16 protein-coding genes and 1 other annotated feature are annotated in these 21,991 nt (G+C 45.3%); of the genes, 5 read left to right on the top strand and 11 right to left on the bottom strand.

From position 1 onward, the window contains the following. Positions 1-264 precede the first annotated feature (264 nt). Positions 265-642, top strand: a complete 378-nt coding sequence (grcA, locus tag R8N49_RS12040) for an autonomous glycyl radical cofactor GrcA (protein WP_005381814.1) — start codon at positions 265-267, stop codon at positions 640-642. 111 nt (positions 643-753) lie between these two features. On the opposite strand, the gene R8N49_RS12035 is transcribed toward grcA, so the two are convergent. From R8N49_RS12035 to thrL, 5 genes are all read right to left on the bottom strand, one after another. Further along, the gene (locus tag R8N49_RS12035) at positions 754-1,413 is read right to left on the bottom strand and encodes an NADPH-dependent FMN reductase (protein ID WP_053350217.1); all 660 of its coding nucleotides are present in this window, start codon (positions 1,411-1,413) and stop codon (positions 754-756) included. Between the two features lie 139 nt (positions 1,414-1,552). Continuing rightward, a complete protein-coding gene (thrC, locus tag R8N49_RS12030) occupies positions 1,553-2,833 on the bottom strand; it encodes a threonine synthase (RefSeq protein WP_005381818.1) in 1,281 nt (426 codons plus the stop codon). Further along, positions 2,830-3,786, bottom strand: a complete 957-nt coding sequence (gene thrB, locus R8N49_RS12025) for a homoserine kinase (protein WP_115385737.1) — start codon at positions 3,784-3,786, stop codon at positions 2,830-2,832. The genes thrC and thrB overlap by 4 nt, the downstream gene beginning before the upstream one ends. A gap of 20 nt (positions 3,787-3,806) precedes the next feature. After that, on the bottom strand, positions 3,807-6,266 hold the full coding sequence (thrA, locus tag R8N49_RS12020; RefSeq protein ID WP_005381820.1) for a bifunctional aspartate kinase/homoserine dehydrogenase I: 2,460 nt from the start codon (positions 6,264-6,266) through the stop codon (positions 3,807-3,809). 53 nt (positions 6,267-6,319) lie between these two features. After that, positions 6,320-6,439: a sequence feature (Thr leader region), on the bottom strand. Continuing rightward, entirely contained in the window at positions 6,375-6,452 is a 78-nt protein-coding gene (thrL, locus tag R8N49_RS12015) for a thr operon leader peptide (RefSeq protein WP_074192076.1), read from the bottom strand. (Overlaps the previous feature by 65 nt.) A 423-nt stretch (positions 6,453-6,875) precedes the next feature. Here thrL and R8N49_RS12010 point away from each other — a divergent pair, with 423 nt between their 5' ends. Then, positions 6,876-7,346: a hypothetical protein gene (locus R8N49_RS12010; RefSeq protein WP_005381821.1), complete on the top strand. Its 471-nt coding sequence runs from the start codon at positions 6,876-6,878 to the stop codon at positions 7,344-7,346. On the opposite strand, the gene R8N49_RS12005 is transcribed toward R8N49_RS12010, so the two are convergent. Both R8N49_RS12005 and R8N49_RS12000 read right to left on the bottom strand, forming a co-directional pair. After that, positions 7,343-7,825 (bottom strand): putative 4-hydroxy-4-methyl-2-oxoglutarate aldolase, encoded by a 483-nt coding sequence (locus tag R8N49_RS12005; protein WP_005381822.1) that lies wholly within the window; start codon positions 7,823-7,825, stop codon positions 7,343-7,345. The genes R8N49_RS12010 and R8N49_RS12005 overlap by 4 nt on opposite strands. A 64-nt stretch (positions 7,826-7,889) precedes the next feature. Continuing rightward, positions 7,890-8,297 carry a DUF3293 domain-containing protein gene (locus R8N49_RS12000; protein WP_005381823.1) on the bottom strand — a complete coding sequence of 136 codons (408 nt, stop codon included), beginning with the start codon at positions 8,295-8,297 and terminating at the stop codon, positions 7,890-7,892. Positions 8,298-8,658: 361 nt separating this feature from the next. Here R8N49_RS12000 and arcA point away from each other — a divergent pair, with 361 nt between their 5' ends. Then, a complete protein-coding gene (arcA, locus tag R8N49_RS11995) occupies positions 8,659-9,375 on the top strand; it encodes a two-component system response regulator ArcA (RefSeq protein ID WP_005381824.1) in 717 nt (238 codons plus the stop codon). 85 nt (positions 9,376-9,460) lie between these two features. Here arcA and R8N49_RS11990 read toward each other — a convergent pair whose 3' ends face one another. The 4 genes from R8N49_RS11990 to R8N49_RS11975 form a co-directional block, all read right to left on the bottom strand. After that, positions 9,461-9,910 (bottom strand): hypothetical protein, encoded by a 450-nt coding sequence (locus R8N49_RS11990; protein WP_054574283.1) that lies wholly within the window; start codon positions 9,908-9,910, stop codon positions 9,461-9,463. Position 9,911: 1 nt separating this feature from the next. Further along, positions 9,912-12,266 carry an aerobic respiration two-component sensor histidine kinase ArcB gene (gene arcB, locus R8N49_RS11985; RefSeq protein ID WP_005381826.1) on the bottom strand — a complete coding sequence of 785 codons (2,355 nt, stop codon included), beginning with the start codon at positions 12,264-12,266 and terminating at the stop codon, positions 9,912-9,914. Between the two features lie 237 nt (positions 12,267-12,503). Further along, the gene (locus R8N49_RS11980) at positions 12,504-14,249 is read right to left on the bottom strand and encodes a GGDEF domain-containing protein (protein ID WP_213869787.1); all 1,746 of its coding nucleotides are present in this window, start codon (positions 14,247-14,249) and stop codon (positions 12,504-12,506) included. Positions 14,250-14,284: 35 nt separating this feature from the next. After that, the gene (locus R8N49_RS11975) at positions 14,285-15,244 is read right to left on the bottom strand and encodes a TIGR01212 family radical SAM protein (protein WP_132936763.1); all 960 of its coding nucleotides are present in this window, start codon (positions 15,242-15,244) and stop codon (positions 14,285-14,287) included. A 551-nt stretch (positions 15,245-15,795) separates the two neighbouring features. On the opposite strand from R8N49_RS11975, the gene gltB reads away from it, so the two are divergent. Beyond that, positions 15,796-20,346, top strand: a complete 4,551-nt coding sequence (gene gltB / locus R8N49_RS11970) for a glutamate synthase large subunit (protein WP_318189987.1) — start codon at positions 15,796-15,798, stop codon at positions 20,344-20,346. Then, on the top strand, positions 20,346-21,815 hold the full coding sequence (locus R8N49_RS11965) for a glutamate synthase subunit beta (RefSeq protein ID WP_064376566.1): 1,470 nt from the start codon (positions 20,346-20,348) through the stop codon (positions 21,813-21,815). The genes gltB and R8N49_RS11965 overlap by 1 nt, the downstream gene beginning before the upstream one ends. Positions 21,816-21,991 lie beyond the last annotated feature (176 nt).

The following is a 21,991-nucleotide window of genomic DNA, read 5'->3' as shown; positions in this document are numbered from 1 at the left end:
ACTTTAATCTCAATTTGTAGTAAATTTACAACAAAACCAGTTATTAAATATTTTTTATATTCTCAAATAAATTGTAATTAGTTTGTTTTCAAAGGTTTTATTGATTTAACTCAATAAAATCACCTTAATAAAAATAATGTTTTTGGTTGTTTTTTGACTTAAATCAATATTAAAATAGTGGATATTAGCTATATAATACTCAGCTCAACGAAAATTCGAAAATTAACACCAATAATCACCACGTAAGTGGTCTAGGAGATAGTGATGATCCAAGGTATCCAAATTACAAAAGCGGCAAACGACGACCTACTAAACTCTATCTGGCTATTAGATAGCGAAAAAAATGAAGCTCGCTGTGTTGCTGCAACTGCTGGCTACGAAGCAGACCAAGTTATCGCAATCAGCGACCTAGGTGAATACGAAAGCCGTGAAGTTGCAATCGAAACTGCTCCTCGTATCGAAGGCGGCCAACACCTAAACGTGAACGTGCTTAAACGCGAAACACTAGAAGATGCAGTTGCACACCCAGAGAAATACCCACAACTAACTATTCGTGTTTCTGGTTACGCAGTACGTTTTAACTCGCTAACTCCAGAGCAACAACGTGATGTAATCGCTCGTACTTTTACTGAGACTCTATAATCTCTCAGTAAACTAGCTCGCTAGAATTTAAAAAGCTTGGTCTGCAATGACCAAGCTTTTTTTGTTTCAGAATCCTTCTAAACCCTTTCTATAATGGAAAGCAACTCGCCTCTAAGGTGCATTTCTTTGCGAAGGATCTTTCTGAAACGCTTGCGCTAAAGAGGTTGGATCACGCCTATCTCTTTGCAGTGACGCCCCTTCAGCCCACCAAATCAATTGATGCATAGTGCGATTCATATAGTTATCCCACTGCGTCTGCTCCGACTCATCCTCAGCAACGCCCTGTTCATCAAACACTTCTTGCGCTTTCGGAATGTGGATCATCGCAGAGACAGGTAGACATCCAAGTTCAGATAAGAAGGTACGCATAGAAACGGCAGCTCTAACACCACCCCATTGTCCGGCAGAATAGGTCACGATAGCACTCGGCTTGTAAGAAAACAGCGAACTGCCGAAATGGTTAAGCGTGTTCGCCAGAGCAGGACTCATCGAATGGTTATATTCCGGGCTAACCATCACATACCCATCCGCATGTTTGATTTTGTCTGCCAGCTCACTTAGGTTCTGCGGAACTTTAGAGCGGTGATAAGCAAACTCGGGCTTAAACACATCACCAAAGTCGTAATTCAAAGGGTCGATGATTTCGACCGTATGTTGCGAATGTTGACTCGCGATGAGTTTTTCACACGCTTTACTGACTCGCATTCCTAAACGGGCTGGTCGTGGTGGCGTGCTGTCTCTCACTGAGCCAAGAAAAATCAAAAAATGCATGCTTCTCTTTCCATCTCATTTAGTTAAGTTCGTTTCTCAATCATAAAGAGAGTCAAAACTTACCGACAATAAAAAAGGTGAATGATTACTCATTCACCTCTCGTTATTTCTGTTTTTGATACTTACTATACTTTGAAGCTTACTGCACGCGGCGCAGTACTTGTTTCAATGCGTCAAAGTCTGCGTCGAGCTCTTCCGATAGCAGCTCCATCGCAGCGTGCTTCGCTAGTGGCGCAGGAAGCTCGATATCGGATTCTAGAATATCATCCACGACTTCTTTGAACTTCGCAGGGTGAGCAGTACATAGGAACAGACCGGTTTCACCGTCTTGCAATTGTTCTTCAAGCACTCGGTAAGCAATCGCACCATGCGGTTCGCATAGGTAGCCTAGAGCATGTAAATCTTTCACTGACTGTGCGCTTTGCTCATCAGATACTGCGCCTTTACCTAACGTCTCCAAGCCCCACTCTTTCACGCGGCACAGCTCTTCAATACGAGGCCAGTTGTTTGGTTGGCTCACGTCCATCGCGTTCGATGTTGTTGCGACTGTTGGTTTTGGCTCCCACTTACCTGTTTCTAGGTAGCGAGGAACAGTGTCATTGGCATTAGTTGCCGCGATAAAGCGTTTGATAGGCAAGCCCAGCGCTTTTGCCAGTAGACCAGCAGTTAGGTTACCAAAGTTACCACTTGGTACTGATACCACTAGGTTTTCACGCTCTTGCTTGCTCATTTGCGCAGCTGCTTCAAAGTAGTAACAGATTTGCGCCATCAAACGGCTGATGTTGATTGAGTTTGCAGAGTTCAGACCGATCTCTTCACGCAGTGCTGAATCATCAAAAGCTTGCTTAACCAGTGCCTGACACGCATCGAAGTCGCCATCGATCGCGACAGTGTGAATGTTTTTACCAAGCGTACAGAATAACTTCTCTTGCAGTGGGCTGATTTTTCCTTTCGGGTAAAGAATCACAACATTGATGTCTTCCATACCGTAGAAAGCATGCGCAACGGCTGCGCCAGTATCGCCAGACGTTGCCGTCAGAATGGTGATCTTGCCGCCGTCCGAAACCGCAGCAAGAGATTGCGCCATAAAGCGACCACCAAAGTCTTTAAACGCAAGCGTTGGACCATGGAACAGTTCCAGTGCATAAACACCGTCTTTTACTTGGTTGATAGGCGCAGGGAATTGAAACGCAGCATCAACAAGGGCATTCACTTGCTCCTCTGTAAGTTCATCTCCAATTAACGCCGATAGAATCTTAGTGCTACGAGAGACAAAGTCTTCTGCAAGCAGCGCATCGATATCTTCAAATTTTGGTAATTCCGATGGAAAAAATAGACCTTGGTTACGGCCTAACCCTTGGCGAACGGCTTGGCCAAAGGAAACTTGTTCATCATTTTCTTTTATATTGTAAAGCTTCATAGCTCACTTCCTGTTACTTTCGAACCCTGCTTATCTAGACGACAAACGTGGACGAATCCTTCTTCGTTTTGTACGTAGTTTTGTTCTAACCAGCGAGCAACTCGCTCAGCGACATCTTTCTCTTTGCAAATACTGAACAGTGTCGGACCACTGCCAGAAATACCGGTTGCCAATGCACCCGCAGACGCTGCGTATTGACGTGCATTCGCAAAACCTGGAAGCAGTTTCTCACGATACGGTTCTGCGATCACGTCTTTGATCATTTTTGCAGCAAGTTCTGGCTGACCAGAATGACACGCATGAATAAAGCCCGCAAGGTGGCGACCATGAGCAATGATATCTTGTCGGCGGTATTGAGATGGTAGGATCTCACGCGCTTCCGCCGTTGATACCTTGATACCCGGATACGCCATCACCCAGTACCAATCATCAAAGCAAGGTACTTCTTGACTGATGATACCCAACTCTTCAAGCATCAGTTGCACACCACCAAGGTAACATGGCGCAACGTTGTCGTAGTGAATACCACCAGAGATCTTGCCTTCCATCTCTCCCATCAGCGCTAGTAATTCTGTCTCGTTAAGTGGCTGTCCATGGAATCGGTTCAATGCATCTAATGCAGCAACGATAGAACATGCACTTGAGCCTAAACCAGAGCCAATTGGCATGTTCTTTTCTAGCGTCATCTCAAGTGGTTTTAGCTCAACGCTTTTTTTGTCTAACTCACGAGCAAACACAAGCCAACAGTCGTAGACGATGTTCTCTTTTGGTTCAGTTGGCAATTTCTCAACAAAATCACCCGCCGTTTTAAGGCTGAACGGGTCAGCCCCAGATTTCACCAATACACGGTCACCCAATAGTGTGCCATCCACTGGAGACACGGCAGCCCCCAGCACATCAAAGCCAACGCTTACATTACCAATTGATGCTGGGGCATAAACCACTACATCCATATCACTTGAACTCATTATTGTTATACCCCTAGTTTCCAACCTAAAGTACGCATCACGTCAGAAAATACACCCGCAGCCGTTACTTCGGTGCCTGCACCATAGCCACGTAACACTAGTGGGATTGGCTGATAGTAACGGCTGTAAAATGCCAGTGCGTTTTCACCGTCCTTGATTTTATACATTGGATCGTTTTCATCCACCGCAGCGATGCTTACTGTGCACTTGCCCTCATTAATCTCACCAACGTAGCGCAGTACTTTGCCTTCTTCCGCTGCCTTTGCAGATAATTCTTTAAAGTAGGCGTCTGCTTCAGGTAAACGCGCCATAAATTCATCAACGCTACCAGAATCATCAAAACCTGGTGGCAGTGCTTGATCAACCACAACGTCTTCTAGTTCTAGAGACATGCCTGCTTCACGAGCTAGGATCAGAAGCTTACGCGCGACATCCATACCAGAAAGGTCATCACGAGGATCCGGTTCAGTAAAACCATTTTCTTTTGCGATATTAGTTGCTTCACTTAGGCTCATACCTTCATCTAACTTACCGAAGATGTATGACAGAGAGCCAGAAAGAATACCGCTGAAGCGCTCTAGCTCATCACCCGCTGAGATTAGGTTTTGCAGGTTTTCGATTACCGGTAGACCCGCCCCCACAGTTGTTTCGTACATCAGCTTGCGACGAGAGCTGCGCGCAACATCGCGAAGCTGATGGTAGTAAGCCATGCTTGCTGTATTTGCTTTTTTATTTGGTGTAACGACATGGAAACCAGCAGCTAGGAAATCAGCGTATTGATTCGCAATATCTTCACTTGATGTACAGTCAACCAATACTGGGTTGATGATGTGGTTACGTTGAACCAAAGAAATCAAACGCGCTAGGCTGAACTCTTCTGTCGCTGCCGACATACGATCACGCCAATGATCGAGTGGCAGACCTTCACTATCAAGCAGAAGACCTTTGCTGTTTGCCAAGCCACACACGCGAATAACGATGCCTTTTTCCGCAAGCTTCGCCTGTTGACGCTCGATCTGATCCACCAGCTCACCACCAACGCCACCAATACCAACCACGAATACGTCTAAGAAGTGCTTAGAGTTGAATAGGTTTTCGTGACACGCTTTGATCGCTTCAGAGATTTTATCTTCAGGAATCACGGCTGAGATAGCACGCTCAGATGAGCCCTGTGCGATGGCTACAATGTTTACGTTCACTTCAGCAAGAGATGAGAAGAAGCGAGATGCAACACCGCGCGATGTACGCATGCCGTCACCAACCAACGTTATGATTGAAACATTATCAATAAACTCGACCGGCTCTAATAAGCTATCTTTCAGTTCCAACTCAAACGCATCGGCCAGTACTTGTTGCGCTTTTGCTTTATCTTCTGCCTCAATACAGAAGCTAATGCTGTACTCAGAAGAAGACTGAGTAATAAGAACAATAGACACACCAGCGGAAGACATTGCGCCAAATACGCGGCTTGCCATGCCAACCATACCCTTCATACCTGGGCCGGAGACGTTAACCATAGTTAGGTCGTTTAGCGTCGTGATACCTTTGATCGCCAGATTGTCTTCACCAGTGTCTTGCCCAATCAAAGTTCCTGCACCTTGTGGGTTAAAGCTGTTTTTGATCAGACATGGGATGTGGAACTGTGCGATTGGGGCGATGGTTTTCGGGTGCAGAACGGAAGCACCGAAGTAAGAAAGCTCCATCGCTTCTTGATAGCTAAGAGATTTAAGTAGGCGAGCATCTTCGACTAAGCGAGGGTCACAGTTGTACACACCATCTACGTCTGTCCAGATCTCACAGCAATCTGCGCGCAGACACGCCGCAAGAACCGCCGCCGAATAATCAGAGCCATTGCGACCAAGTGTTACCAATTCACCTTTCTCGTTACCTGCGGTAAAGCCAGGCATGATATTCACATGGCCCAGAGGAAGAGGGTTTTGGCGGAAGTTTTGCGTTGAAACATCTACATCGACCATGGCTTCAAGGTGATCACCTTTTGCGTATAGGTATTCAACTGGGTCGATAAGATGTGCAGGCTGGCCTTTGGCTTCTAACACCGCTTTCATCAATTGAATCGAAACGCGTTCGCCTTTGCTAATAATACGTGCATTAACATTGTTTGGGCACATGCCAAGAAGATTGATGCCATGAACGAATTGGCGTAATTGAGAGAGAGAAGTTTTCACTTGGTTATCGAAAGCTGAACCATCGATATTGGGTAGTACTGCTTGGACTTGAGTGAAGAGCGTTTTAAACGACTCCTCCAACTCTTTGATTTGTAGTTCTGCTTCACCATTGCGCAATGCGCCTTCAATGACCGCAACCAATTTGTTTGTTGTTTTACCAGGAGCGGAAAGAACAACCGCCACTTCTTCTTGTTGAGCGTTATTGGCAATAATGTCTGCCGCTCTCAAAAAGCGATCTGCATCAGCTAGTGATGATCCGCCAAACTTCAATACTCGCATCCCTTCCTCCGGTATATCTTCTTAAATTTGTCTAAATTCTGGATAAAAAAGCATAAAAAAAGGCCTGTATCTTGTTGGATACAGGCCTTTTTTGTGAATTTCTTTCGCTCAGCAGCCTGCCCCAACATGTGTCGTGTCGGTAATAATAATGGTCGTGGTCATTACTACTAGGCTGTTAGATGGCATAAATAAATATTCAACGTTAATTGTGTTTGCTTAACTCTACGTTTACCGAGTTTCTGATACATAGTCAACAAAAAATTGTTTGTTTTTCCATCTTTCAGAGAATTCTGCTAAGCAATGTCATTGATATTTATAGTTAATTACACATTATTGATCATTTAAAAATCTACAGTTAGTTTTTGTAAAGGACTTAACCATCATCACCAGTTCGGTTTTTTATCTAATAACTAGTCTGATCTTTGCCATAAAACGTACGATCAAATAATTCGAGAGGGTTGTGACACATAACAACAACTTAACTGTGACTTATGTTCATAGGATCGAATTATTTAGAAAATAGGTGAGCTAGCTTTCATATTCTATGCTTTAATAGTGAGAAGCTTTGGGCGCATACTAATAAAAAAGTTGACACAAGGAGTGGTGAACATGAAAAGAGGGCTTTTTCTGTTGCTGTTTTTTGTGCCTGGTGTTTGTCTAGCAAACGAGCTTCCGCCGCTTCCAGGTAAAACATCCCCTTCTCCTCATAAACTATTCATTTCCAGCGACAGTTATCAGTCTGACAGTTTTGATGTTTGGAATATCGATACGGGTTACGCTTACGAACTTTTTGATTCGGTAGACGTTTATGTCGGTGCGCGAGTCAATAACTCTCCTACCAAAAATCAAAGTGGTTTTTTGAGTGGGATCAGCTATCACTTTAATGATCGTGTCACGCTGAAAAGTACAGTTCGCTCTTACAAGAACGAAACAGCGGAAGGTATTCGCCAAGACGACAGTAGCCTCGCGGCTGAAGTATCAAGTCGCGTAAAAATTACCGATAAACTGGATCTTCACGCGACTCTTGATTACCAAGATTGGCAACAAGGCTTTGAGGTTGGTTTAGGCTTTCGTTTTTAGAAGTCCAGCTTTTGCTTAGAAATCAACACACCGTTCCAGTCCGCGTAAACGTAGTGCTTAGGTTGAACGATTTGGTTTTGCATCGTTAAGGTTACGTTTACCTCTCCTATCCCGCGTTTCTCTGTTTTAAACGGGTTGGTGCCAAGAGCTTGAACGCCAATGTCCATTTGAGATATTTGTGCTACGTCGCGTATTGCACCATAGACAATGATACCTTCCCACCCATTTTCTATTCCGAGTATCGCTAATTGATCGCCGAGTAATGCTCTCTGACACGATCCATGTCCGTCAACAATCAATACTTTACCCGTTCCATCTTCGCCCAGTACTTCACGCACTTTCGAGTTATCGTGATAGCAGCGCACCGTAACGATTTCACCGTAAAAAGCGCTACGTTGACCAAAGTTCTGCAATGGTAAAGTAAGCAAGCTCACTTGGTCTTCAAATTGGTCACAAATATCGGGTGTAATGTCTCTCATATTTCCTCCGTGAATTTTCTCACCCAAGCGGTGCTTCAGTGAGCAGTATCCTTTTCTATACCTTCTATACGAGCCGAGGTTTAATGGAGCCTAACGTATGAAAAACTTTCGGCTGCGAGCACGCAATAAGATAAAGTTGGTCATTAATGACGTAATAAATCGCGTTTTGTTGAAAGTCACTCGCCAATTCAACGGCTACCTCTGGCGACAACTCGACGGCAAAGCTTTCCTCATACCATGTAAAAGCGCTATCACCTACCGTGACAGGCGCGTAATTAACGTGCTGTAGCTGTTTTTCTAACGCGTGATTGTTTATGCTGTTCTCTTCTTTGGACCTCAAGTTACTGTATGGGTTCCAAGCGGTTATCACAGCATAGTTTGAAACACGCCACTCGGCTTCGAATCTGAAAAAAGATTCTGAATAAGCATTCCATAACGATGCGTCTATGTTCTTATTACTTTTTTCTATCATAAGTCTTAAACGATTAATAACAGTTACATTTCATCAATTGATATAAATCAACAAACTGAATGGAATTAACATTTGAGCATTGTTAGCATGCTGTTAACAATATAAAATCCGCTCAATATCTTAGGGTGTTTACGTTTCAGGCCCCACTGAAAGCAGGAAATGAAAGGTAAACAAGCCCTTTAGAATAAACGTCGCCATTGGATACTGGTGAGTTGGCAAAACTCCATGGAGGGCGGATAACTGAAAGAAGTGTTTTTTTGATCAACTTGATTTATTATCAAAATCACATTACCTGTATGTTATATTTTTGCCTAGAATTTATTCTATTAGCACAATTTTGTCACAAATTTAGGTACCGCCAATGCAAACCCCGCAGATTCTTATCGTTGAAGATGAGCAAGTAACTCGTAACACTCTTAAGAGTATTTTTGAAGCAGAGGGATACGCTGTTTTTGAAGCCAGTGACGGTGAAGAGATGCACCAAGTGTTGTCTGATAACTCAGTCAACTTGGTTATTATGGACATTAATCTTCCAGGCAAGAATGGCCTTCTACTAGCGCGTGAATTACGCGAGCAAGCGAACATTGCTTTAATGTTCCTGACAGGCCGTGACAATGAAGTAGACAAGATCCTAGGTCTTGAGATTGGTGCAGATGACTACATCACTAAACCATTCAACCCACGTGAACTAACTATTCGTGCACGTAACCTACTTAGTCGCTCAATGAGCTCTAACGCGGTGCAAGAAGAGAAGCGCTCGGTAGAAAAGTATGAATTCAACGGTTGGGTACTAGACATCAACAGCCGCTCTCTAGTAAGCCCTGCTGGTGATAGCTACAAGCTACCTCGCTCTGAGTTCCGCGCATTACTGCACTTCTGTGAGAACCCGGGTAAGATTCAAACTCGTGCAGATCTTCTTAAGAAGATGACTGGTCGTGAACTTAAGCCACACGACCGTACTGTAGACGTAACGATTCGTCGTATCCGTAAGCACTTTGAGTCTGTTTCAGGTACGCCAGAAATCATCGCCACTATCCACGGCGAAGGTTACCGCTTCTGTGGCGATCTAGAAGACTAGATTTAACCGCTAATATGCAAAGGGCTTGCTCATTGAGCAAGCCCTTTTTGTTTTAGGTCTAACGACTAATGCAACATCATTGCGGTTAATAAACCTTGTTAATCTTCACGTACTTTTCGACTAACCAACGCTGTTTACCCGCATCGTCTAGAAGCACTGCGATATCAACCGATTTTTCTGTGTTCACATCAATGTGAGACGAGAACGCCACCTCCCATCGGCTTTCACTGTGCGTTCGAGTATCTAAAGACGCACTGTCCACCAACCACTCTTTTTGCCCCTGTTTAATAATAAGAGCTTCTGCCGTTAGATTTGCAGGAAGTAACTGATCTCCTTCGAGGTAAAGTGCACCTTGAATACTTTGCTCTTCCACGTCCCCAATATTCGGCATGAGGTTCACCCATAAATTACTTTTGAGCTCAACATTAACCTCATTAATCGTAATCTGACTGTTTTGTTGCCAATTCACATTTGGAACGGAACTACAGCCTGCCATCAATGCCATGACTAATGCCAATGGTGCGATTCTTTTCATGTTATTTCCTTTGTTCCAACCAACTTTTGAGGACTTGAATATCGTTTTGGTATTCATTTTTGATCTCTTCAACCCAGTCTGAAATGTTTTCCCACCATGCTGGCATATCGGGCGATTGCGCTTTTTGCGCCACACTTTGGATACGTTTCAGGCCAATTGAACCTGCAGCACCTTTGATTTTATGCGCTTCAGAAACAATCCCATCTTGATCTTTCGCTGTCATGTTCGAATCTAAGACATCGATATAGTCTGGCATCATATCTTCAAACATTTTTATGCTGTCGTAGACAGGTTTTGCACCAACAATGTCGACGTAAGACTCTAACATATCCATATCGAGCAAATGTGTCTCAATCACAGGAGAAGGCACTGGCTCTTCCACTGTTTCGGGACCGCTCACCACTTCCTTAGGTTGTTCTAACTGGTGAGCGAAGAATTTATCAATCACTGACTGAATAGCATTCACTGCCAGCGGCTTACTGATCGCATCATCCATGCCGTTATCTAAGTATTCACGACGATCTTTCATTACATTAGCAGTTAAGGCGACCAATGGAGGAAGATTGTTATAATGCTTGCGGTAATAATTGGCGACATCAAAGCCCGTCATATCAGGCAGTTGGATATCCAACAACGCTAAGTCGTATTTTTCTGGCACAAAGTTCACTAACGCTTCTTGGCCCGTCATTGCCACGGTGACAGAGTGCCCTAGGCTCTCTAGTAACGATTTAGCCACAGTTACGTTAAGCTCGATGTCTTCGACCATAAATATGTTGAGGCGCACATTGTCGCGTTTCGCATCAATGACTGGCTCAGCTAGTTCAACAATCGGAACGTGGATCGATACAGTAAAAGTGCTACCAAAGCCTTCCTCACTGGTAACCGTAATGTCACCATCCATCATATTGATCAGTTGCTTAGATACCGCCAAACCAATACCTGTACCGACCGCATGCAGGTTGTCCTTGCCTGATTTCACTTGGTAGTACATCGCAAAGATCTTATCTAGCTCTTCGTCTGGGATACCAATACCTGTGTCTTCCACTTCCATAATAATGGTCGCAAAATCGTCTTCGACATCCGCGCTCACTGTCATCACAACGCCACCTTCCTTGGTGAACTTCATTGCGTTGCTGACCAAGTTCCAAATCACCTGACGTAGACGGGTTGCATCCACTTCAATTGCTTTTGGCAAGTCGCTTAAACGTTCTAAGTCAAAGCGTAACCCTTTTTGTTCCGCCATCAGAGCTGAGATACTCTCAATCTCTGCGACGAAGTCTTCGAAGTTAAGTGGCGCAGGTAATAGTTCTAACTTACGGCGATCAAATTTATCCATATCGATAATATCGTTGAAGATGTTACCTAGCGTAATCGCACTCACATTGATGGTCTGCATGTGTTTACGCTGCTCTTCTGTCAACGGACTATCTAGAAGCATACGACTTAAGCCTACAATGCCATTCAGCGGCGTTCGCAGCTCATGACTGATGGTTGAGATGAAGGTAGTTTTGTCGCGGCTTGCTTTCTCTAACGACTCTTCATGGCGCTTACGTTCAGTGATATCACGACCGAACCCAACGAGACCAAGGTGGCGGCCATCTTTGCTGTAAAATGGCACTTTACGCAGCTCAAAGTAATGCTTGCGACCATCTGGGTATTCGAGCCATTGCTCGTAAGTAATTGCTTGATTATCGGCAAAAACCTTTTGGTCAGTATCAACGATATGCTCGGCGATTTCTTTGCTATACACATCCCAAGGGCTTAATCCGACTAACTGGTGCTCTTTCTTGCCCGTTAGCTCTTCCATCGCGCGGTTACAGCCAGAGAAAACACCATCCGCATTGCGGTAGTAAATTAAGTCTGGTGAGGCATCAATAAATGAACGCAGTAATGCGGTACGTTCTGCCAACTCTAATTGAGTACGTTCGCGTTGGAACACCTCATTTTCGAGGTCTTGCATCGCCTCTTCACGTGCTTCTTCCGCTTTAATACGCTCTTCAATTTCTTGGTTAAGCTTTTCAATGTTTTGTTGAAGTTGGTAATTCAGCTCTTGATCTCGCGAACGCATGTCCTTCAGTTTGGACACCAGCTTAGTTAAACGCTGGCGAGACTCTTCTAGTTGATCGACAACCACAGAGAGGAAGTAAACCGCCCAAGGGGTGATCAATAGACCAAAAAACACCGAACGGACAATGTCGATATCATCTACTCGCCCTTTGAGAGCTAAAGTAATCCCTACCTGCACCACAACAGCTAATGCCACCAGCGCAAGGGCTAGCAAAATAGAGAAGCGAACAATCCCCAGTTTGACTAGCAAGTCGACATAATACTGGGCGAGGTTTTTCATGGGTTTCATTAACTACTCCATGGTGGTGGCTAGATAGCGCCATTCGATGATGAAAAACAGGTAAATGCACTCGACCTAACGCAATTTAGGTCTGTTTGATTAGTGAAAAACACACGGTGCGATCTGCGCTTGTGACACGAGATAGAAAGATAAACCAACGAGCGCACAGGCTTCTGTAAGTTTAACGTGTTTAATACGGTGATTTAAACAATCAGCTATCAACTTAGAGCAAGCGGTCACAAAGCGTTAGCAAGAACTGGGGTGAATACAGGTGCGATTACGTCCATCAGCTTTAGCTTGGTATAACGCACTGTCAGCCATAGCGATGCCCATTTCGGGTTCATCACCATGCTGAGGAATGTAAGAGACCAGACCGATACTGACGGTAAGGCGTTCAGATGCTTCTGAACTGTCGTGTTCCATATCAAGCTGTAGAATTTTCTCATGAATACGCTGTGCTACGTTGCGCGCACCTTCCGTGGTGGTATTCGGCAAGATAAAACCAAACTCCTCGCCACCATAACGCGCAACACAATCCGAAGAACGATTGATGACTTGTGTAAACACGGTAGCGACACTGACTAACGCTTCATCACCTTGTTGGTGACCGTAACAGTCGTTGTAATCTTTGAAAAAGTCGATGTCACATAACATGATGGTGAGCGGCAGCTTTTCTCGAGCGTGGTGGTACCACAATACCTGCAGTTGTTCGTCGAAACGGCGTCGGTTCGATACTTGAGTTAAGCTATCCATAAAGCTCAATTTTTCTAACTCTAGGTTGGCTTTTTCCAACTTTTGTTCTGCAAGATAACGCTCAGAAATATCACGCGCCATGATCAGCACACCATTCGTTCCTGATGCTTTATCTTTAAAAGGCGATTTCACCACATCAAACCAAGTACTTTTACCATCACTACTCACGACTTTATCTATGTATCGAACTGGCTCTAACTGGCGTAATGCTTCTAAGTCACTATCTGCTAAGCGCGCGTACATCTCTTTAGGAATCACGTCTTGGAGGCGCTTACCTATCAAATCAGAAATTTTTGAAATGCCTAACGCCTTAACAAAAGGCTGATTACACGCTTGATAGACCATGTTCTCATTGAAAATACCAATGGAGTCCGGACTGGCATCCAGAATCGTTTGTAAGATAGTATCTCTTTGCGCTAGCGCCACCTCAGTATCTTTGCGACGCTCCATTTCATCTCGCAGATTCTGTTGCATCTTGTGCCATTCAGTCACGTCATGACTAATAGACAGCGTACCGATAAGCTCACCACTCGGCGAAACAAGAGAGTTTTGATTGACTTCCAATAAGCAACTTCGACCTTGTGGATCCGTTGTCCATTTACGTTCGCTTTTTCTGGTCATCTCACCCAAGGCCTTGGATGCGCAAGCTTCTTCCCTTCGCCCTTGCCAGAATTGATCAAATGCTCGATTGGTCGTTAATAGATTGCCTTGGTGGTCTTGGGTACAAATCAGCTCTGAAAGTGAGTCTAATGCCGAACGTGCGATGATTAATTGGGCAAGTTCTTGTTGCTGCTCTTGGTGAGTGGCTTGATATGGCTGAGCATAAAGAATCCAAACTCGATGATTGCGCAATAAACTCTTTCTGCCTGACAGCTCCACTTTAATAGATTCACTATCAGATAGTCGCCAGTCAAAAGCCTGCTGACGAAAATGACGACTAGAGAAGCGATCGAGAAACTGCTCAAGCTCATGAATATCGAATAAAGCAGGATACAAATACCCCGTTCCCAAAGAGCGAATGCCTAACAACTGCATCGCAGCCTGGTTAGATAGCAAGAGCTGAGCATGGCTAGTGTCCACCACTATGACTGGATAGGGAGAATCCGTTACTAGTTGCTTAAGTGATGTCTGAAAGTGCAAATAGATCAGTGCTAACGCGCACACGCCTGCGATTAACAACAAGACGACATAGCCATAACCGCCTTGACCACCCCAAAGCCAATTGAGTAACTGATCCATCGTTTAAACCTTCAAAGAACACTGGTTAAAATATATCAGTTATTTATTGAGCGATCTGCTATTAATTCCGGTTTAGTATAGATAAAGGTATTCCCCGTAAGACTCCCTTGAGCACCATGAGCACTGAGATCTCGACCAATTTCCGTCATCGCTAGCCAACGGTTTTCACACCACAGAGGCGATAATAACGTGGGCCTCCTGGCTGCTGATGAAACGCGATGATAAATCACATCTGGTGGTGTCATACGAATCATTTCACTGGCGATCGCAACATATTCTTCTAATTCAGGGGCTTCTAGCTTTCCAGCACGCCAAGCTTTCGCCATGGTGCTACCTTCGACAATATGCAAGCCATGTAACTTGATGCCATCCGTTCCCACGGCCAACACTTTTTGCAGCGTTTCAATATTTTCGGCGCGGTTTTCTTTGGGTAAACCCACAATTAAGTGAGTACAAACCTTGATTCCGAGTGTTCGCGCACGCTTAGTGATTTCGGCATAACACTCAAAGTCATGACCACGATTGATACGTTTTAGGGTGTCATTGTTGGCGGTTTGAAGGCCTAGTTCTAGCCAAATTTCATAACCTTGCTGTACATAGCCCGACAGTAAATCCAATACCGCATCAGGGACGCAATCAGGACGCGTCCCCACACAAAGACCAACCATGTCTGCAGCCTTTAGCGCTTCCTCATACATGTTTTTGAGAACTTGTACTTCGGCATAGGTACTGGTGTAGGCCTGAAAATAAGCGAGATACTTCTTCGCTCTGTGAATTTCACCTGCGCGATCTTTTAACTGTTCGTGAATGCTTTTTATCTGGACTTCTTCATCTGCAAACGAAGCCACATTGCAAAATGTACATCCTCCCCGCCCAATCGTGCCATCGCGGTTAGGGCAACTAAATCCACCGTGCAATGTTAACTTATGAACCTTTTCACCGTATCGACGCTGAAGATCTTGGCCGATTGTATTGACCAACTCATGTAACTGCATAAATTCTCACCAACAATAAATCGTAATCAATCTCACTACGATCTGTGTAAATAAATTACATCCCTGCAAGAAAAAACACACAATATTAATCAATTCAAACACCCACCATGCGGGTCAAAATCAATAAACTTGCATAATTAAAGACAAAAATCGTTCATGTTGCGTAAATGTTAAACTAAAAATGCATAATTAAACGAAAAAATTGGGTCACAACGCCGACTTTTTCATTGCATTCTGAAGTGACAAAATTGTAGGATACTTACACAACCCCGTTATTTTTGTGACTTTTATTACAAAGCACACTGCGGGATTTGTCGGTGTTATCCCACTCCTACCTATATAAATCACTAGATAGTGATAATAAATAAAGGGATACCACCAAGGATTGTTTTTCTCGCAAAACTTTTCCTGCGAGATACGGAAAGGAATCAAGACCGGTCAACCTAGATCGGTGGCGATAATAAATATAAAGGACAAGACGTAATCAATAGTCTAGGTAGTATTTGCTGCCCGGTACTTTTGCGTCGACATTGAACTGGAAGGATGTATCTATGGTAGATAGAGAGCAAAATCCACAGGGTCTGTACACTCCGGAACTGGAGCATGACGCTTGCGGTATCGGTTTTGTTGCTCACCTTAAAAACCGTAAATCTCATGAAGTAGTGACTCAAGCATTGGATATGCTGGCTCGCATGGAACACCGTGGTGGTCAAGGTTGTGACCCATGCAGCGGTGACGGTGCGGGTATCTTGCTACAAAAACCTCATGAATTCCTATTAGAAGAAGCCGTTAAGCTAGGCATTAAACTGCCTTCGTTTGAAAAGTATGGTGTTGGTGTCGTTCTTTTCCCGAAAGACGAATACAAACGCGAACAATGCCGTGACATTCTAGAACGCAACGCACAGCGTCTAGACCTTGAAGTTATCGGCTACCGCGTATTACCAACCGACAACTCCATGATTGGTGCCGACCCTCTAAGCACAGAGCCTCAATTTGAGCACGTGTTTATCTCCGGCGGCCCTGGCATCACGCCTGAAGAGCTAGAACGCAAACTGTACGTACTTCGTAATTACACCGTACGCGTTTGCCTAGAAAGCGTTTCGAACATTGGTGACGACTTCTACATTAACTCCATGTCTTACAAGACATTAGTGTACAAAGGTCAGTTAACGACTGAGCAAGTACCTCAGTACTTCCTCGATCTGCAAAACCCGACCATGGTGACTGCACTGGCACTGGTACACTCTCGTTTCTCTACCAATACCTTCCCGAAATGGCGTCTTGCACAGCCTTTCCGTTACATTGCCCACAACGGTGAAATCAATACAGTTCGCGGTAACTTGAACTGGATGAAAGCCCGTGAAGCAATCCTAGAATCAGACCTGTTTACTCAGGCTGAAATCGACATGCTTCTTCCAATCTGTCAGGAAGGCAGCTCGGATTCATCTAACTTCGATATGGCACTTGAGCTCCTAGTTCTTTCTGGTCGCAGCCTGCCACACGCATTGATGATGATGATCCCGGAAGCATGGCAAGAAAACAAAAACATGGATCCTAAACGTCGCGCGTTCTATCAGTACCACGCGAACATCATGGAACCATGGGATGGTCCTGCTTCAGTATGTTTTACTGATGGTGTTCAAGTTGGTGCGACACTAGACCGTAACGGTTTGCGCCCTTCTCGCTACACAGTGACCAAAGATAACTTCCTAGTGATGGCATCTGAATCTGGTGTTGTGGATATTGAACCAGAGAACGTAGAGTTCCGTGGTCGTCTACAACCGGGTCGTATCTTCGTTGCAGACCTAGAGCAAGGTCGCATCATCTCCGATGAAGAAGTGAAAGACACCATCGCAACGGCACAGCCTTACGAGAAATGGGTAGAAGAAAACCTACTGAGCTTGAAGAAGCTGCCAGATGCGAGCAACCAGTTCAGCCAACCTAAGCCAGAACACCTTCTACACCGCCAACAAGCGTTTGGCGTAAGCACTGAAGAAGTGAACGAAATCATCGTTCCAATGGCGAATGACGCGAAAGAGCCATTATCAGCAATGGGTGCCGACTGGCCTCTTGCGGTTCTATCTCATCAGTCTCAGCATCTTTCAAACTACTTCAAGCAGCTGTTTGCACAGGTAACTAACCCGCCGATCGACCCGATCCGTGAGCGTATGGTTATGTCGCTGAACACTTACTTGGGTAAAGACCAAAACCTTCTGACTGAAACACCACTTCACTGTCAGAAAGTAGAATTGGAATCGCCTGTTCTAGCCAACTCTGAGCTTGAGAAATTACGTGCGATCGATAACGAGCACCTACAAGCGAAGACGCTGGATATCGTATTCCAAGCTAGTGAAGATCAAGGCAAACTTGAGCGTGCATTAAAACGTATCTGCCAATACGCAGAAGACGCGGTTATCGATGGTTACTCAATCATCCTACTCACTGACCGCGCAGTTAATTCAAACCACGCTGCGATCCCAGCAATGCTGGCAGTTGGCGCAGTGCACCACCACTTGATCCGTAAAGGTCTACGTGCGAAGTGTGACATCGTGGTTGAAACCGGTGACGCGCGTGAAACGCACCACTTTGCAACACTACTTGGTTACGGTGCGAATGCGGTTAACCCATACCTAGTGATTGAAACCATCATTGAACTTCAACGTACGAAGAAGTTGTATCCAGAAGCGAACCCTCGTGATCTGTTCAACAACTACCGTAAAGCGATCAATGGCGGTCTTCTGAAGATCTTCTCGAAGATGGGTATCTCAACGCTACAGTCGTACCATGGTGCGCAAATCTTCGAAGCATTGGGTATCCACAAATCCGTGGTCGACAAATACTTCACAGGGACGGTTTCTCGTATCCAAGGTCTAACCCTTGATGATATCGCCAAAGAAGTACTTATCCGTCACCGCATCGGTTACCCACAACGCGAAATCCCAATTCAAATGCTGGATGTTGGTGGTGTTTACCAATGGAAACAGCGTGGTGAGAAGCACCTATTCAACCCAGAAACCATTTCTCTACTGCAAGAGTCTACGCGCAACAAGAACTACGATCAGTTCAAGCAGTACGCGACAGCCGTAGATAAACAAGGTGACAACGCAGTAACTCTGCGTAGCCAGCTAGAATTCATTAAGAACCCAGCAGGTTCTATCTCTATCGACGAAGTCGAACCAATTGAAAGCATCGTGAAACGCTTCGCGACGGGCGCTATGTCATTCGGTTCTATTTCTTACGAAGCACACTCCACACTAGCTGTTGCGATGAACCGTCTTGGCGCGAAATCGAACTCTGGTGAAGGTGGTGAAGACCCAATGCGTTTCGAGCGCAAAGAGAACGGCGATTGGGAACGCTCTGCAATCAAGCAGGTGGCTTCAGGTCGTTTCGGCGTAACCTCTTACTACCTAACTAACGCTGAAGAGCTGCAAATCAAAATGGCTCAAGGTGCGAAGCCAGGTGAAGGTGGTCAGCTACCAGGCGATAAAGTAGATGACTGGATCGGTGCAACGCGTCACTCGACTCCGGGCGTTGGCCTTATCTCTCCACCACCACACCACGATATCTACTCAATCGAAGATTTGGCTCAGCTTATCTACGACTTGAAGAACGCGAACCGCGCAGGCCGTGTAAACGTGAAGCTGGTATCAGAAGCAGGCGTAGGTACGATCGCTTCTGGTGTAGCGAAAGCGAAAGCGGACGTTGTACTAATCGCAGGTTTCGACGGCGGTACAGGTGCATCACCAATGTCTTCAATCCGCCATACAGGTCTTCCTTGGGAACTTGGCTTGGCAGAAACGCACCAAACGCTACTGAAGAACGGTCTACGTAACCGTATCGTGGTTCAAGCGGATGGTCAGATGAAGACACCTCGCGACCTTGCAGTGGCAACACTACTTGGTGCAGAAGAATGGGGCGTAGCAACCGCAGCATTAGTGGTTGAAGGTTGTATCATGATGCGTAAGTGTCACAAGAACACTTGTCCTGTTGGTATCGCGACTCAGAACAAGACGCTTCGCGAGCGCTTTGATGGCCGCGTAGAAGACGTCGTAACCTTCTTCCAATACATGGCACAAGGTCTACGTGAAATCATGGCTGAACTTGGCTTCCGCACTATCGATGAAATGGTCGGTCAAGGTCAGAAACTGAAGATCCGCCAAGACATTTCTCACTGGAAATACAAGAACCTAGATCTGTCTCCTGTTCTCCACGTTGAGCAACCACGTGAAGCTGATGGTGTATTCAACCAAGCTCAACAGAACCACAACCTAGAAGAAGTGCTAGACCGTAAGCTGATTCAAGCAGCGATTCCTGCACTAGAGAAAGGCGAAGCGGTGAATGCCGAGTTCCCTATCGTCAACACGGACCGCTCTGCAGGTACCATGTTGTCGAACGAAATCTCGAAAGTGTACAAAGATGCAGGTCTACCTCAGCCAATGAACGTGAAGTTCAAAGGTTCTGCAGGTCAGTCATTCGGCGCATTCCTAGCTAAGGGCGTGAAGTTCGAAGTGGAAGGCGACGCGAACGACTACTGGGGTAAAGGCTTATCCGGCGGTACTTTAGTACTTTATCCAGATGCGAAATCAAGCATTGTCGCGGAAGACAACATCGTGGTTGGTAACGTGTGCTTCTACGGTGCAACTTCGGGTGAGTCTTTCATTCGTGGTATGGCTGGTGAACGTTTCTGTGTTCGTAACTCAGGCGCGAAAGTAGTAGTAGAAGGCGTCGGTGACCACGGTTGTGAATACATGACTGGCGGTGCAGCCATCATCCTTGGGTCAACAGGTCGTAACTTTGCCGCAGGTATGAGTGGTGGCGTGGCTTACGTATGGGATAAATCAGGTGACTTTGAGTCAAAACTGAACCCAGAGTTAGTAGACCTAGATCCAATCGAGCAAGAAGACAGAGATCTATTACTCGACATGCTAACTAAGCATGTTCAATTCACAGGAAGTGAAGTCGCTCAGTCTTTCCTAGACAACTTTGAAGCAAGCCTAGCCTCTATGGTTAAGGTAATGCCGCGTGACTACAAAGCGGTTCTTCAAAAGCGTAAAGCTGAAGCACAGTCTCAAGGAAACGAAACTCAAGTGGAGGCCGTATAATGGGTAAGCCTACTGGATTTTTAGAGCATGGTCGTGAACTACCACAGAAGATCGACCCAGCTGAACGCATCAAGAACAACAAAGAGTTCGTTCTGAACGAGGAGTTTGGTGACAAGATCAATACTCAGGCTTCTCGTTGTATGGATTGTGGTGTGCCGTTTTGTCATAACGGCTGCCCTATCGGTAACATCATCCCAGAGTTTAACGATGCGGTTTATCGTGATAGCTGGGAAGAAGCTTGGAACATTCTAAGCTCAACCAATAACTTCCCAGAGTTCACTGGTCGTGTTTGCCCTGCTCCATGTGAAAGTGCTTGTGTTCTTGGTATCAACCAAGACCCAATCACTATCTGTAATATCGAAAAAACTATCGTAGAAACGGCGTATCGTGAAGGGTACGCCAAACCAAAAACACCACGTTCTCGCACTGGTAAAACGGTGGCGATCATTGGTTCTGGACCTGCTGGTCTTGCGGCTGCTGAGCAGCTAAACAGCGCAGGCCATACCGTGACAGTATTCGAGCGAGACGAGAAAGTGGGCGGTCTGCTACGTTTTGGTATCCCAGACTTTAAACTGAGCATGGAAGTCATTGATCGCAAGATCAATCTAATGGCAGAAGCTGGCATTGAGTTTAAAGTAAACCAACACGTCGGTGTTGATGTAAATGCTCAGCAACTGCGTCAAGAATTCGATGTGGTTCTACTGACGGGAGGCTCAACAGTTCCACGTGATTTGCCAGTTCCGGGTCGTGAGCTCAAAGGCGTTCACTTCGCAATGGAATTCCTAGGTCAAAACAACCGCCGTGCAAATAACATGGACCTGAAAACGGAAGAGATTCACGCAAAAGGTAAACATGTGGTTGTCATCGGTGGTGGTGATACCGGTTCAGACTGTGTAGGTACGTCAAACCGTCACGGCGCAGCAAGCGTAACTCAAGTGGAAATCATGCCGATTCCACCAGAGAAGCGCCCAGCCAATATGCCTTGGCCTCAATACCCAATGATCCTACGTACTTCGACCTCTCATGAAGAAGGTGTCGATCGTCACTGGAACATCCTGACCAAAGAGTTCATCGGAAATGACAAAGGTGAAGTCACAGGCCTTCGTCTTGCTGATATCGTTTGGCAAGATGCAAAACCAGGCGAGCGCCCAAGCTTCAAAGAAGTAGAAGGCAGCGAGCGTGTGATTCCATGTGATATGGCATTTCTAGCGATGGGATTCCTACACCCTGAACCAACAGGCGTACTTGCTCAACTGGATATCGCGCTAGATGATCGTGGTAACGTAGCAACTCAAGGTTTTGCTACAAACCAAGAAGGTGTATTTGCTGCTGGTGATATGCGAACAGGCCAATCTTTGGTGGTTCGTTGTATCAACGAAGGCCGTGAATGTGCCCGTGCTATCGATGATTACTTAATGGGTGGCACAAACCTAGAAGCAAAAGCAGATTCACTGATGCTTTCTGCTTAACGAAGCAGTCATGCTTCTCTCTTTCAATTGCCTAATAGCCATCAGCAATATCGATGGCTATCGGTGAAGAAAGAAAACAATTCCTTCCAATCTTTCTATTTTGACCAGCATTTTATGCTGGTCTTTTTTATCTCCCACAGAATCAAATGTTACTTTTTTGTAACAATCAATTTTCT

The sequence above is a fragment of the Vibrio sp. 1978 genome (assembly GCF_033344345.1).
This window is presented reverse-complemented; position numbering and strand designations above follow the sequence as displayed.